Genomic DNA, 13,316 nt, shown 5'->3' on the forward strand with positions numbered 1-13,316 from the left:
AGGTGTATTATGCGCGTATTGTTTATTTGGTTTGTTGAGGGAAGGGTTATAATCCATTTCCCCCTGTTTTGTGGGGTAAAGTGCATCATTTCGTTGTTGGCATGAGTCGCCGTTGTAATTTGCCGCAAATCATGCGATAAAATGATGCAAAATACCAGATAAAATGACGCAAATTGTAATGCGGAATGATATAAATCGCGTAATGGAATAAACGTTTCAATACCATAGGTGTTGCGTTTTCGATAGCCTAAGGTTGCCAAACTATAGTGTAGGCTACCCTGGCTTAGCGCATGTTGTGTGAGGAACAACGCCATCGGTGTTGCGCTTTCTAAGCGCAATCTGCCGTGAATGCCCTCGCTATACCCATGCTTTCTTGGAAAAAGCTCAACACCTATGGCGTTGAATCTCCTTGCGAACGTTTACCCGGGGTAGGCTCGTTCCTCGCCAACCTTGGGCTATCAAAAGAACAACACCTACGGCGTTGCACCATGCGAGCATTTATATTGCGATCTTCATCCATTGAAATACCGGCATAACACCTACGGCTTTGCCTGTTGGCAACACTCTCAATATCGGCTGTCTTCATTTGAAAAACATGAACATCTATGTTGATGTATGGGCTTTTATCTCGCAATTCTTTATATCAACCCATCTTCACTTTAGGCCGTTTACATATAATCCACAGCTTGCTAAATAAAAAATAAGAATGAAAAAAGACGCTAATTTCATTGCACATACTTTTACTTCTTAACATAATTATTTATTGGTTTGCGTTTGTTTTGACTCTGTTTTATTCATTTATTATACAATATCGTCTTTTAGAATAATACATATAATGTGTATATAAGTAATAAATAATAAGCTAAAATACCCAAAAATGCAATTAAATGAAAAATAAACTGCAAAATATTTGGTGTTATATTACATAATCATTAACTTTGCATTCGTTAATGATTTTAATATTGTTTAAGAGGGAGTCATAGAGTTTTGTTACGTGCAGAGATGACTTTTATGTTTTAACTTAAAGAGAGAAATTTATGGAAAAGAGACTTTTTATGTTTCTTGCAGGGCTGTTTCTGAGCATAGGAATGGCCGTAGCACAGACGCAAGTGACTGGAACCGTGGTTTCAGGTGAGGATGGTGAGCCCATCGTTGGTGCTTCTGTAAAGGTTTCGGGAACCAAAACGGGAACGATTACCGACGTAGATGGTAAGTTCGCTCTTAATGTTCCAGAAGGAACAAAGCTTGTAGTGACCTATTTAGGCATGCTTCCCAAGACGGTGAATGCTTCTGTTTCGGGTGCAATGAAAATCAAATTAGACCCTGACAACAAGGTACTTGACGAGGTAGTAGTAACCGCTATGGGTATAACACGTGAGAAAAAGGCTCTCGGTTACGCTTCACAGGTGTTGGATGCTAAGGACTTAAACACTTCAGGAACATCCTCTTTGGCCAGTGCTATGCAAGGAAAGCTGACGGGTGTAGACATTAGAACCTCATCAGGAGCACCTGGTGCATCGGCTCAAATCGTTATCCGTGGAGCACGTTCTTTTGATGGTAACAACACACCGCTTTATGTTGTAGATGGTATGCCCATTTCTTCTACGCCCGATTTCGACACGAAGAACTCTGTGACGGGTGCCGATAATGCCAGTAGAACGATTGACCTTAACCCCGATGATATAGAGTCTATCAACGTGTTGAAAGGCCAAGCAGCCTCTGCTCTCTATGGTATCCGTGCCTCGAATGGTGTGATATTGATTACCACAAAGCGTGGAAGCAAGGGCTCAACGAAGCCGGTTATCACCTTCTCTACAGACTTAAGTGCTCAAACTTTGAGTCGAAAGTTTGAACATCAAGACGTATATGCGCAGGGAACAACACTCTCAAAGTATAACCCTAACACTTCAATGTCGTGGGGACCAAAGATTGCTGACCTCGCCAATGATGCTACTTATGGAGGCAATACGAATAATAAGTACACCAATGGTGACCTCACTTCACATGCTGGAATGTACTATAATCCAAAGTATGCAGCTGCTGGTCTCAGTGGATGGGCTACTCCTCAGACGCATGATAACGTAGGAGATTTCTTCAAAACAGGCTTTACTCAGAATTCAACATTCAATATTTCACAACGCAAAAACGATGTAAGTTACTCGTTTAGTGTTAGTGATACCTATCAAAAAGGTGTCATTCCATCAACAGGAATGACCAGAACGGGCGCACGTGGTGCTGTAGATTGGAAGGTAAACGATCAGTGGAAGACAGGCTTTTCGGCTAATTACAGCTCGGTAAAGATTAAGTCTGCCCCTGGCGCGAATAGCGGAATAGTCAATGTAGTGTATTCCGCTCCAGCAGAATATGACCTTAAAGGTACGCCCTATCATAAGCCCGGAGACCCTACTTCGCAAATACTTTTCCGTGCAACAAACTTTAATAACCCCTATTGGTGGGCTGATAATGACGAATATTCACAGCATACGAACCGCGTGTTTGGTAATGCTTATGCCGAATTTAGCCCGAAATTGAACTGGGGAAAGAATTATAAGATTGTCTTCCGCGAGCAAGCTGGTATCGACATGTATACCTCTAATGATTCTGAAATCGCTGAAGTTGGCTCTGCAAAGAATACAAAAGGCGAGGTTGAAAACTATGGTACACAGAACAATATCTTTAATAACTTGCTCACAGCAAACTTTACTGCCAAGTGGGGAGCTAACGAAGAGTGGGACTTTGACTTTGTACTTGGTAATGAATTTAACCATCAATATCGTCGCAAGTGGGATTATGATGGCACGGGATTAGCCTTTTATGGTCAGCCAACGATAGGCAATACATCGTCTATGGACGCCCATTCTGACTACCATATACAGGAGCGTACCGTCGGAATTTTTGGTCAAATGTCTCTTTCTTGGATGGATATGCTGTTCTTAACTGTAACAGGTCGTAACGACGTTGTATCTACAATGCCACGCGGTAATCGTTCATTCTTCTATCCTTCTGTGTCATTAGGTTGGATCTTTACAGAACTTCCAGCTTTAAAAGAGAATCATGTGCTCTCTTATGGAAAGCTCCGTTTGTCTTATGCGCAAGTTGGTCAAGCCGGTCAGTTCTATAATAACTATATGTATGTTCCTTCATATACAGGTGGAATGTATGTCTACACACCTATTAGTTACCCTCTCGGCGGTGCGAAAGGTTACGCTCCTTACTATGTGAAGTTCGATGAAAACCTTAAGCCACAGAATACATCTAACTGGGAGACGGGTATTGACTTAGGACTCTTTAAGAATCGAGTTAGGGTTGAATATACCTTGAGTTATCAGGATGTTAGAAACCAAATATTCGATGTTCCAACAGCAGGAACGACAGGTTATCAGGCACTTCGCACGAATGCGGGACAGATGACAACGCTCTCTCACGAGCTTTCTGTGAATGCTTCTGTAATAGATCATGCTAATTATGGACTTGACTTGGGAGTAAACTTCACAAAGATTACCAACAAGGTAAAGAAACTTGCCGATGGTGTTGAAAGCATTATGCTCGGTGGTTTCGTTGAACCTCAGGTGCGTGCACAGGCAGGTTACACCTATCCTAACATCTATGGTAAAGCTTTTAAGCGTACAGAAGACGGACAATTACTATTGAATGCCAATGGTCTTCCACAGGGAACAGCAGCCAGTGTGAATCTTGGTGAGTGTACTCCTGACTTTAATATGGGCTTCAATCTACGTGCACATTATAAGCAACTCTCACTCTCTGCAACGATGGATTGGCAGAAAGGAGGATGCATGTACAATGGAACGCTGCTCACAATGAATTACTTTGGTGCCTCCAAAGCATCGCTTCCATATCACGAAGGAACTATGGTTGCTGAGGGAATCAATGAGGCTACTGGCCAGAAGAATACGGTTCAAGTGAGCAAACAGCAGTATTATATGGCTTACAATGATGTGACTGAGGCTGGAATCTTTGACACAAGTTTCCTTAAACTGCGCGATGTGACGTTGAGTTATCAGTTCCCTAAGTTTGCCGGTATTAATCTTTCAGTCTATGGTTTCGCTCGTAACATCTTGCTTTGGGCTAAACTTCCCGGCCTCGATCCAGAGAGTTCACAAGGTAATGGCAATATGAGTGGCTACTTCGAACGTTACTCAATACCGAATAGTTCAAGTTTCGGTGGCGGCTTTAAGATTGCATTCTAAGGGCCAATTAACATGATATTAACGTAAAGAGAATTGATTATGAAAATGAAATATATATTTAGTGCGGCTCTCGCTACTATGATGTTGGCTTCTTGTTCGGAAGACATGATGGATCATATCAATAAAGACGAGGCCCATCCTGGTATCAATATCAATGCCAAACTCCAACTAACGGAAGCTGAAGTCTCTACTATCTATAGCACACTTTGTGGCAATTATGCCTGGTATGTGAGTTCCTATACTGAACAACTCTTTGGTACTGGCAACAATCAATTACGCATGGTAGAACACCGAAACACTTCAGAAGTGGCGGGAAGTTCGGTATTTGATAACCAGTGGAATAGCACTTACCTCAATCTTCACAATCTACAATTGATGCGAAACAAGTGTCAAGAGGGTGGGGTTAATGCCAAACAATATAATCTTTTGGGTGTAACGCAAACGTTGGAAGCCGTAAATTGGGCCACGCTTACAGACCTTCATGGAGACGTTCCCTATAAAGAATGCTTCGTAAAGGCTAACCCACAGATTGATAAACAGAAAGTGATTTACGACCGTGTCTTTGAACTTCTCGACAGTGCTCAAATCAATTTTGCACGCGGAACGGATGACTTTAGCTCAAATGATATCATCTATGGCGGCAAGGCGGCTAAGTGGTCAGCACTTGCTCACGCACTAAAAGCACGCTATTTGCTGCGCACCTATGGGGTGAACAAAACCAATGCTCAACTCCAAAAGGTGGTTTCCGAAGGCCAAGCTGCCTTAGATGGCGGTTTTACTGGTTGTGAAATGTCTGTCTTCAATGGTCAAACAGCCGACAACTCTTGGTTTGCTTATGCACAAAGTCGTGAGTATACGGGTTGTTCTTCAACTGTAGAGAAGTTGCTAACTGAGCGTAATGACCCCCGTGAACCTATCTATAACTATAACAAATGGGGAAAGAATGTTGTGGCAAATCCTGGAGATGACGCCTTAGCTGCAGAGTCAGAATACGTCAATTGGCCTGCTTATTTGGAGAATGGTGCTGCATCTTTGCACTTGATGAGCCTTTCAGAACTCTACTTTGTCATGGCAGAAGCAAAGGCACGCTTAGGAGAAAATGCTGAAGATAACTTCAAAGCAGGAGTCGAAGCGTCTGTAAAAGACTTCTTTGCTGCTGGAGGAAGTGTTATCGAGCAAACCATTTCAGCAACTCAAATCAGTGACTATCTGACTGCAATTCAGGCTCGTTACACTGCAAATCCGTTGAAAGAGATTCTCATTCAGAAGTATATTGCCCAGACACGTGACGAACAATTGGAAACTTATGCCGACATTCGGCGTTGTCGTTTCATTGATGGCAGTTACCCAGTTGCAATGACTAACCCTAATAATACGGCTGGAGGCGCTAATCGTTGGCCACTATGTTTGCCTTATGGTGATAGCGATGTGAAGTCTAATCCGAATGTAGCTAAGGCCTTTGGCACGGGTAATGATGCCGGAATGTATATCTACACAAACAATGTTTGGTGGGCCGGTGGGCAATAAAACCTGTTGCATGATGTCGTGAAAAGACACCCTCAATATTAGAAAAACAATGTCCGTGCGAGGACTTTGTAATTTCTCTCTCACGTGGGGACTGGCATTTGCCAGTCCCTTTTCTGTTAAGTATGCCTTAAATCTAACTATAAATCTATGATAATCACATACGAATTAAAAAATTATGTTACTTTTGCAGGCTGATAACAACAAGGTAAAAAGATGAAAAGATTCGTAGGATTAATTTTGTTTTTCATAGCTGTTACAACACACGCTCAAATAGAAGGTGCTGTGACGGGCAATCATTGGGTGGGTACTTGGGCTACAGCGCAACAGCCTGTTGTGCGGAGTTTCATGCCCTATAATAACAATATGTCGGGACGTTCGGTGCGGCAGATTGTGAAAGTATCTATTGGTGGCAAGCAGCTTCGACTTGAACTCAGCAACGAACTCTCCCGAGAACCGCTCGTAATTCGGTCTGTTTACATTGCACATGCTACCGATAGTTGCGCCATAGAGCCTTCTTCGGCTAAGTATCTCAAGTTTAATGGCAATTACAACACCGTCATTCCTGCTGGTAAATCGCGTTTTAGTGATGCGCTAACTTTCGATCTTCAACCACTTGAAAGACTTGCTATCACCATTAATTATGATAAGGCTCCTTGCGTTCCTACAGTGCACATGGGCTCTCGAACGACTTCTTATATCTTGCGAGGTGTGTCTACACCAAAGACAAGTTTTGACAAAGCATTTCGCGAAGACCATTGGTTTAATATCTCAGCAATTGATGTTTTCGACCTCACGGCTAAGAGTATAGCCATCATCGGAAATTCAATCACCGACGGAAAGAACTCTACCAATAATGCACAAAACCGCTGGCCAGACATTCTTTCGGAGTCTTTGCAGAAGAAACATGGGGTTACTGACGTTGGAATTCTAAACCTTGGAATTGGTAATAACCGTGTAACCTTGACGGGAGGCTTTGGCTTTATGGCGCGAAAACGCTTCGATCACGACATCCTTTTGCAGCGTGGTGTGCGCACAGTCGTTATCTTTGAAGGCGTGAACGACATTGGAGCAACGCCCAATAACAAGGTAGAAGCGGTGACAAATGACTTGATTCAGTCGTATGAAGAGATGATTCGGAAAGCTAAAGAGCGTAATTTCCGCGTCTTTCTCGGTACAATTTCGCCATTCAAAGGTGCCGGATATTACTCTGTTTCGCATGAAGCAATGCGCCAAAAGCTTAACCAATGGATAAGAAGTCAACGCGAAAAGGTTGATGGAATCCTTGATTTTGACGAACTACTTCGTGACCCTAATGAGCCTGAAAGATTGCAAAAACAATGGCAAAGTGACTGGTTGCATCCTAATCCTGAAGGCTATCGGGCTCTGGGAGAGTATGCCGCGGAGGTGATAATGAAAGCAAAATAAAAGTTGAATTAATTCATAATGCTGGCTAATTCCATTGGAATCTTGACACAACACCTACAGCGTTGGTGATTAACAAACAATTTATTGGATTGTATTAATAAATCAATTGTGATACGTTCTCATTGATATTCCAATGAATTAGGCCATAAATAATAAATCAACACGCATTTTTCAACGCCGTAGGTGTTGTACTTTTTTGGTGCAATCCGCCATATATTCAGGCGCGAAGAAATATGAATCATGATATGAAATGAATGTTTCAACGCTGTAAGCGTTGTACTTTTGATAGCCCAGGGTTGCCAAACGATAGTACAGGCTACCCTGGGTTAGCGTATGATGTGTGGGGAACAACGCCGTAGGTGTTGCGCTTTTTTAATTAATCTGCCATGAATCTCTTCGTTATAACCATGCATTCTCTGAAAAAGCTCAACACCTATGGCGTTGAATCCCCTTGCGAATGTTGACCCGGGGTAGGCTCGTTCCTCGCCAACCCCGGGCTATCAAAAGAACAACACCTACGGCGTTGCACCCTGAAGGCATTTATAATGTCAAATACATTCATTGGAATACCGACACCATGCCCACGGCGTTGCGTTGTGAGAACATTCATCAGATTTGACGTTCTTATTGAAATATTGGCACATTTTGCTATTTATTTATTCGGATGTTGGCATTAATTGTATTACAAAATGCATGTTTCAACGCCGTAGGTGTTGCGCTTTTGATAGCCCAGGGTTGCCAAACGATAGTGTAGGCTACCCTGGGTTAATGTATGGTTTGTGTGGAACAACGCCATAGGTGTTGCGCTTTTTTGGATTAATCCGCCATAAAATGTTTCATTGTAAGCGTGCCTTCATAGAAAAAGCTCAACACCTATGGCGTTGAATCTCCTTGCGAATGTTTACCCGGGGTAGGCTCGTTCCTCGCCAACCCCGGGCTATCAAAAGAACAACTCGTACCGAGTTGCGTGGTGAACCAATTGTGAGGGTGGCTTTGTTGATAATTAACGGAAAAATAAGGTAAGACCGGGTATTGCGTAATCTGCCGTATTTTATCGCATGAAATGACGCAGATTGTCGTGTGAAATGATGCATTTTAGGATGTAAAGTGAGGCACTTTACTTGATAAAATACCTTTTTTTAGTATCTGTTTTTAGGCAGTTTGGCACGCCTTTTGAAGTTGTTTATACGTAAGTAAACTGCAATAATGGGATGTATAGCGTCATTCTGCGTTACGTGTTCAGTCTAACCAGCTATCAATGAGGTGGAATTAATGAAAAAAACGATAGATTCTGTTTTGTAATCTCACTCGTTTGCAGTAACTTTGCAGCGTACAGGAAACAAAAATTTAAGTTATTATAGATTATGGCAAAGAAAGCTTTATTGATGATTCTCGATGGATGGGGAATCGGTAAACATGGTAAAGGTGATGTGATTTATAACACACCAACTCCTTATTTGGATTATTTGAATGCAGTATCTCCGCATGCTCAGCTTCTAACTTCAGGCGAAGACGTAGGTCTTCCCGCTGGACAGATGGGCAATTCTGAGGTAGGACACCTTAATATTGGCGCTGGAAGAATTGTCTATCAAGACTTGGTTAAGATTAACAAAGCATGCGAAACAGGAGACATTTTGAAGAATCCTGGCATCGTAGAAGCTTATTCTTATGCGCAGAAGTCGGGCAAAAAACTTCATTTGATGGGTCTAACTTCGACGGGAGGTGTACACTCTTCGCTCGCACATCTATTCAAATTGATTGAAATTGGCAAGGAATACGGGCTCAAAGATGTATATGTTCATTGCTTTATGGACGGCCGAGATACCGACCCAAAGAGTGGTAAAGGCTTTATAGAAGAGGTTCAAAACTGTTGCCAAAACAATGGTGCTCACATCGCAAGTATTGTTGGAAGATTCTATGCAATGGACCGCGATAAGCGATGGAATCGTGTGAAAGAGGCCTATGATTTGCTTGTAAAGGGCGAAGGAAAGCAGGCTGACGACATGGTGAAGGCTATGCAAGAAAGTTATGATGAAGGCGTAACCGACGAGTTTATCAAGCCTATCAACAACAGTAAAGTAAACGGAGTTATCGAAGAAGGCGATGTAGTTATCTTCATTAACTATCGTAACGACCGCGCGAAAGAACTCACAGAAGTGCTCACTCAGCAGGATATGCCCGAGGAAGGAATGGCTACAGTGAAGGATCTTCACTATTATTGTATGACGCCTTATGACCCAAATTTCAAGGACGTTAAAGTGCTTTTCCCTAAGGAAAACGTAAAGGATACGCTCGGAGAATACCTCTCTCGACTTGGTAAAAAGCAGCTACATACAGCGGAAACTGAAAAGTATGCCCACGTAACCTTCTTCTTTAATGGTGGTCGTGAGGCTCCGTTTGAGGGCGAAGATCGCATACTTGTCGCTTCTCCTAAGGTGGCAACATACGACTTAAAGCCTGAGATGAGCGCGTTTGAAGTTAAAGATAAGCTTGTAGGTGCAATCAAAGAGAACCTCTACGACTTTATCGTTGTTAACTTTGCCAATGGTGATATGGTAGGTCATACGGGTATTTATAACGCCATAGCAAAGGCAGTTTGGGCTATCGATGGATGCGTAAGAGACGTTGTTGAGGCTGCAAAAGCAAGCGATTATGAGGTGATTATTATCGCCGATCACGGCAATGCAGATAATGCAATCAATGAAGATGGCACGCCAAACACAGCCCATTCACTTAATCCAGTGCCTTTTATCTACGTCACAAACAATAACTCTGCGACGGTAAAGAATGGCCGATTGGCAGATGTTGCTCCGTCAATTCTACACATCATGGGACTTGAACAACCAGATGATATGACTGGAGAGTGCTTGATTTCAGACAATAAATAATGCGTGATGGTAAAGATTGAAGAAAGTTGGAAGCCTTATCTTGGGTCGGAATTTGACAAGCCCTATTTTGTGGAATTGTCCAAACGAGTGCATGAGGAATATCAACATGCAACATGTTTCCCTCCTGGGAATTTGGTTTTTAATGCCTTCAACCTTTGCCCTTTCCATCAAGTGAAGGTGGTAATCATAGGTCAAGACCCTTATCATGAGCAGGGACAAGCCATGGGTTTGAGTTTCTCTGTGCCCGAAGGGGTAATGATTCCTCCTTCACTTGTTAATATTTTCAAGGAAATTCAGCAAGATTTAGGCAAACTAATCCCCATGAATGGAGATCTCACTCGTTGGGCTAAACAGGGAGTTTTGTTGCTGAATGCCACGCTAACGGTGCGTGCCCATGAGGCCAATAGCCATCAACGGCTCGGTTGGTCAACGTTTACTGATGCTGCAATTAAAGCCTTAAGTGACAACCGAGAGGGGCTTGTTTTTATGTTATGGGGTGGATTTGCGCGTAGTAAGAAATACTTAATAGACGCTCATCGCCATCTAATTTTAGAATCAGTACACCCGTCTCCGCTCTCAGCGAACCGCGGAGGATGGTTTGGAAACCATCAGTTTTCTCAGTGTAATGCCTATTTAAAGAAGATTGGGAAAAAGGAAATAGACTGGTAAGAGACTCTCCTCTGACGCGCTTTAAAGGGAAAGGAGTGGAGGTTTATCGTTCTTTTATCATACTTTGGATGTCATTTTTGAGTATCTTTACTAATGCCAGAGGCTGACATCTACTGCAAACAACATTATGAATAAAGAGGATTTACATATTATTCAAGTGGGAAACGTGTTGGTTTCTCCCGATATAATCACTGAGAAATTCTGTTGCGATTTAGAACAATGCAAGGGAGTTTGTTGTGTGGAAGGGGATGCAGGAGCGCCTGTTTCGCTTGAAGAGATAGGACGGATAGAGGATGTTTTGGATGCTGTTTGGGGTGATATGAGTGCTTCTGCGCAAGCCATTGTCGACAAACAAGGCGTGGCTTATACTGATGTTGAAGGCGATTTAGTGACAAGTATCGTTGGGGGCAAGGACTGTGTCTTTACATGTTATGAGAAAGATTGTTGCCTTTGTGCCCTCGAACGCGCTTATCGCGCAGGGAGAACTCATTTTGTTAAGCCCATTTCTTGTGCCCTTTATCCCATTAGAGCAAAGGAGTTTGGGCATGGACTTGTAGGTATAAACTACCACAAATGGGCCATTTGTAAAGATGCGGTGACGAAAGGTGAGGCGTTGAATCTGCCAGTTTATAAGTTTTTGAAAGGTCCTTTGATTCGCAAATTCGGTGAAGAATGGTATCAAGAACTATGTAATGCTGCGGAAGAAATAGAGCGTTTAGTAGAATGCTAAACGCATATTATTCTTCCTTTTTAATTCTTTCTTCTGATTTTCGCTTAGAAGTTGATGTCTATTCCCGCATCAACATTCGTATAATCTTTGCGTACTGGTACGATAGGAGCAGTGTCATAGATGAGTCGATAGCTTCCTCTGATGCCGATATGTGGCGTGATATGGTAGGCCAAATCAACGGCTCCACCGAATCGAGCGCTTTTGAAATAGCTGTCAGGCTTAGCTTGATGGATTACGGTTGTTGTCAAATCCCAGTGTTCATTGATAGTATGTTTGAAGCTAAATGAAAGATGACTCTTGATGCTTCGGCTGTAAGCGTTGTCACTTATGCCTGCAGGAGGGTCAGGATATTGCCACTTTTCGAACTCAAAAAAGAGGCCAACAGCAGCAAACAACAGGCAATGGTCGGAATGAATAAACCGATAGCGTGACTGGATTCCTGACGAAAGTTTGAATGTCATGCCTCTACTTCCCGCCCATTGTGACTCTGCATAGGGATAAACTTCAAAGGCTTGATCCAGTAAGTAGCGGTATTCCATGTGCACATAACCCCCACTTACGGTGACTTTTCGCCCGTAAGTAGAGACTTCTAACTTGTTGATAAAGTTGATGATATGGCTCTTTTTGATTAGCACATTGAGGTTAGCTGTGTTCTTAACTGTTAGTACATTCTCCTTTTCTGTTTTGAAATCGAGGTCTGGTTGCAATGAACCTTGTATGGTCTTTGTGCTATCTATATTCATCGTTAGGTTCTCAGAGAAAAGCATTTGCGCTTTTGTTGTTGTGCAAACCATGAGAATAAAGAGCATGAAAAGTGATCTTCTTACCATTAATTGAGGGTTAAGTAGGTTATAAAATGTGGTAGCTGGTGTCCTGAATATCATTGTTTTGCTCTTCCGTTGCTATTATAAATGGATTAAATTTCTATTGTTCTATTCTTTCTTTTGGCTTGTTCCTATCGTTTTCTATAGGCAGAAGGCGATACACCTACATGGTCTTTAAGGTATTTTCCCATGAAACTTTGGTTGGGGAAATTAAGCTCATCAGCAATCTCTTTGATGCTCTTCACGGAATTCTTTAATGCCACTCGCAGTTCTTGTACCATGTAATAATCAATCCATTCGTTAGGAGTTCGGTGACTAATCGTCTTTACTGCTTCCAACAAATACTTAGGAGTGATGTTCATTTGCTTAGCATACCAGTTGACACGACGCTCTGAACGGAAGTTCGCTTCGACCATTTTTACATCGTCAAAGAATATCTTTTCCATGCGCGTTGGAATGTGTTTATCGTATTTTTGAATACGGAATATGGCGTTACTAAGGTCAAAGATGAGCGCTTGGAGCAATAGTTTAACTGTTTCTTCGCGGAAATGATGGTCAATGTTATCAAGCTTTTGCTTGATGATACTAAAGTATTTACCGACTGTATCAACTTCATTAATCTCAAGTTCGCATACAGGATGATTCCTCGCGAATAGGAAAAGAGAAGATAATTCGTGTATATTTGAGATCACCTTTCGATAGAAATCGCGAGACATAATGATACCAACTCCCTTGAAATCTGTACTCCATTCATAGTTATTTGTGACTTCTCCGGGGTTGACAATCAATAGATCTCGTGGCTGAAGTACATACTCAATAGTGTTCAAAGTGTATTTACCAATACCCGAAGTACACATGCCAAGGAAGAGACAATCGACTTTACCTGGCTCGTTAGATAATGGCATGTCGGCGATGTTATTAACCAAAAGAAGATCTTCATTGATATGGCTTCCTTCGTTATAGCTTAGCAAGAAGCCGATGCTTAAATCTATCATACAAGGCCTTTATAGTTAAATCATTTGCTGCAAAGATAAGGAAAAAGTGG

The 13,316-nt window shown here is 42.2% G+C and carries 10 protein-coding genes and 1 pseudogene; 6 read left to right on the forward strand and 5 right to left on the reverse strand.

What is annotated here, in order from left to right:
* Positions 1-391: 391 nt before the first annotated feature.
* Positions 392-586 (reverse strand): hypothetical protein, encoded by a 195-nt coding sequence (locus tag HMPREF9145_RS13285; protein ID WP_081697776.1) that lies wholly within the window; start codon positions 584-586, stop codon positions 392-394.
* A gap of 451 nt (positions 587-1,037) precedes the next feature.
* On the opposite strand from HMPREF9145_RS13285, the gene HMPREF9145_RS11955 reads away from it, so the two are divergent.
* The 3 genes from HMPREF9145_RS11955 to HMPREF9145_RS11965 all read left to right on the forward strand — a co-directional run bounded on the left by HMPREF9145_RS11955 (position 1,038) and on the right by HMPREF9145_RS11965 (position 7,160).
* Positions 1,038-4,208: a SusC/RagA family TonB-linked outer membrane protein gene (locus tag HMPREF9145_RS11955; protein ID WP_021826725.1), complete on the forward strand. Its 3,171-nt coding sequence runs from the start codon at positions 1,038-1,040 to the stop codon at positions 4,206-4,208.
* A gap of 39 nt (positions 4,209-4,247) precedes the next feature.
* The gene (locus HMPREF9145_RS11960; RefSeq protein ID WP_021826730.1) at positions 4,248-5,735 is read left to right on the forward strand and encodes a SusD/RagB family nutrient-binding outer membrane lipoprotein; all 1,488 of its coding nucleotides are present in this window, start codon (positions 4,248-4,250) and stop codon (positions 5,733-5,735) included.
* Positions 5,736-5,948: 213 nt separating this feature from the next.
* On the forward strand, positions 5,949-7,160 hold the full coding sequence (locus HMPREF9145_RS11965; RefSeq protein WP_021826661.1) for an SGNH/GDSL hydrolase family protein: 1,212 nt from the start codon (positions 5,949-5,951) through the stop codon (positions 7,158-7,160).
* Positions 7,161-7,593: 433 nt separating this feature from the next.
* Here HMPREF9145_RS11965 and HMPREF9145_RS13860 read toward each other — a convergent pair whose 3' ends face one another.
* Positions 7,594-7,770: a hypothetical protein gene (locus HMPREF9145_RS13860; protein WP_081697777.1), complete on the reverse strand. Its 177-nt coding sequence runs from the start codon at positions 7,768-7,770 to the stop codon at positions 7,594-7,596.
* Between the two features lie 263 nt (positions 7,771-8,033).
* Positions 8,034-8,132 (reverse strand): annotated as a pseudogene (locus HMPREF9145_RS14340) (tetrahydrofolate synthase); the annotation flags it as partial.
* Positions 8,133-8,524: 392 nt separating this feature from the next.
* Here HMPREF9145_RS14340 and gpmI point away from each other — a divergent pair.
* The 3 genes from gpmI to HMPREF9145_RS11980 all read left to right on the forward strand — a co-directional run bounded on the left by gpmI (position 8,525) and on the right by HMPREF9145_RS11980 (position 11,447).
* On the forward strand, positions 8,525-10,048 hold the full coding sequence (gene gpmI / locus HMPREF9145_RS11970) for a 2,3-bisphosphoglycerate-independent phosphoglycerate mutase (protein WP_007134733.1): 1,524 nt from the start codon (positions 8,525-8,527) through the stop codon (positions 10,046-10,048).
* A gap of 6 nt (positions 10,049-10,054) precedes the next feature.
* Positions 10,055-10,717, forward strand: a complete 663-nt coding sequence (gene ung, locus HMPREF9145_RS11975) for a uracil-DNA glycosylase (protein WP_021826675.1) — start codon at positions 10,055-10,057, stop codon at positions 10,715-10,717.
* Between the two features lie 127 nt (positions 10,718-10,844).
* Positions 10,845-11,447, forward strand: coding sequence for a DUF3109 family protein (locus HMPREF9145_RS11980; protein ID WP_021826693.1), 603 nt, complete (start codon positions 10,845-10,847; stop codon positions 11,445-11,447).
* A 44-nt stretch (positions 11,448-11,491) separates the two neighbouring features.
* On the opposite strand, the gene HMPREF9145_RS11985 is transcribed toward HMPREF9145_RS11980, so the two are convergent.
* Both HMPREF9145_RS11985 and HMPREF9145_RS11990 read right to left on the reverse strand, forming a co-directional pair.
* On the reverse strand, positions 11,492-12,277 hold the full coding sequence (locus HMPREF9145_RS11985; protein WP_052026776.1) for a DUF481 domain-containing protein: 786 nt from the start codon (positions 12,275-12,277) through the stop codon (positions 11,492-11,494).
* A gap of 125 nt (positions 12,278-12,402) precedes the next feature.
* Positions 12,403-13,266, reverse strand: a complete 864-nt coding sequence (locus HMPREF9145_RS11990; RefSeq protein WP_021826737.1) for an AraC family transcriptional regulator — start codon at positions 13,264-13,266, stop codon at positions 12,403-12,405.
* Positions 13,267-13,316 lie beyond the last annotated feature (50 nt).

Origin of the sequence: Segatella salivae F0493 (assembly GCF_000477535.1) — a bacterium.
Lineage (GTDB): Bacteria > Bacteroidota > Bacteroidia > Bacteroidales > Bacteroidaceae > Prevotella > Prevotella salivae.

Coding starts and splice junctions, on each gene's coding strand:
- HMPREF9145_RS13285 (WP_081697776.1), bottom strand. CDS start 586: ATGAAGACAGCCGATATTGAGAGTGTTGCCAACAGGCAAAGCCGTAGG.
- HMPREF9145_RS11955 (WP_021826725.1), top strand. CDS start 1,038: ATGGAAAAGAGACTTTTTATGTTTCTTGCAGGGCTGTTTCTGAGCATA.
- HMPREF9145_RS11960 (WP_021826730.1), top strand. CDS start 4,248: ATGAAAATGAAATATATATTTAGTGCGGCTCTCGCTACTATGATGTTG.
- HMPREF9145_RS11965 (WP_021826661.1), top strand. CDS start 5,949: ATGAAAAGATTCGTAGGATTAATTTTGTTTTTCATAGCTGTTACAACA.
- HMPREF9145_RS13860 (WP_081697777.1), bottom strand. CDS start 7,770: ATGAATGTTCTCACAACGCAACGCCGTGGGCATGGTGTCGGTATTCCA.
- gpmI (WP_007134733.1), top strand. CDS start 8,525: ATGGCAAAGAAAGCTTTATTGATGATTCTCGATGGATGGGGAATCGGT.
- ung (WP_021826675.1), top strand. CDS start 10,055: ATGGTAAAGATTGAAGAAAGTTGGAAGCCTTATCTTGGGTCGGAATTT.
- HMPREF9145_RS11980 (WP_021826693.1), top strand. CDS start 10,845: ATGAATAAAGAGGATTTACATATTATTCAAGTGGGAAACGTGTTGGTT.
- HMPREF9145_RS11985 (WP_052026776.1), bottom strand. CDS start 12,277: ATGGTAAGAAGATCACTTTTCATGCTCTTTATTCTCATGGTTTGCACA.
- HMPREF9145_RS11990 (WP_021826737.1), bottom strand. CDS start 13,266: ATGATAGATTTAAGCATCGGCTTCTTGCTAAGCTATAACGAAGGAAGC.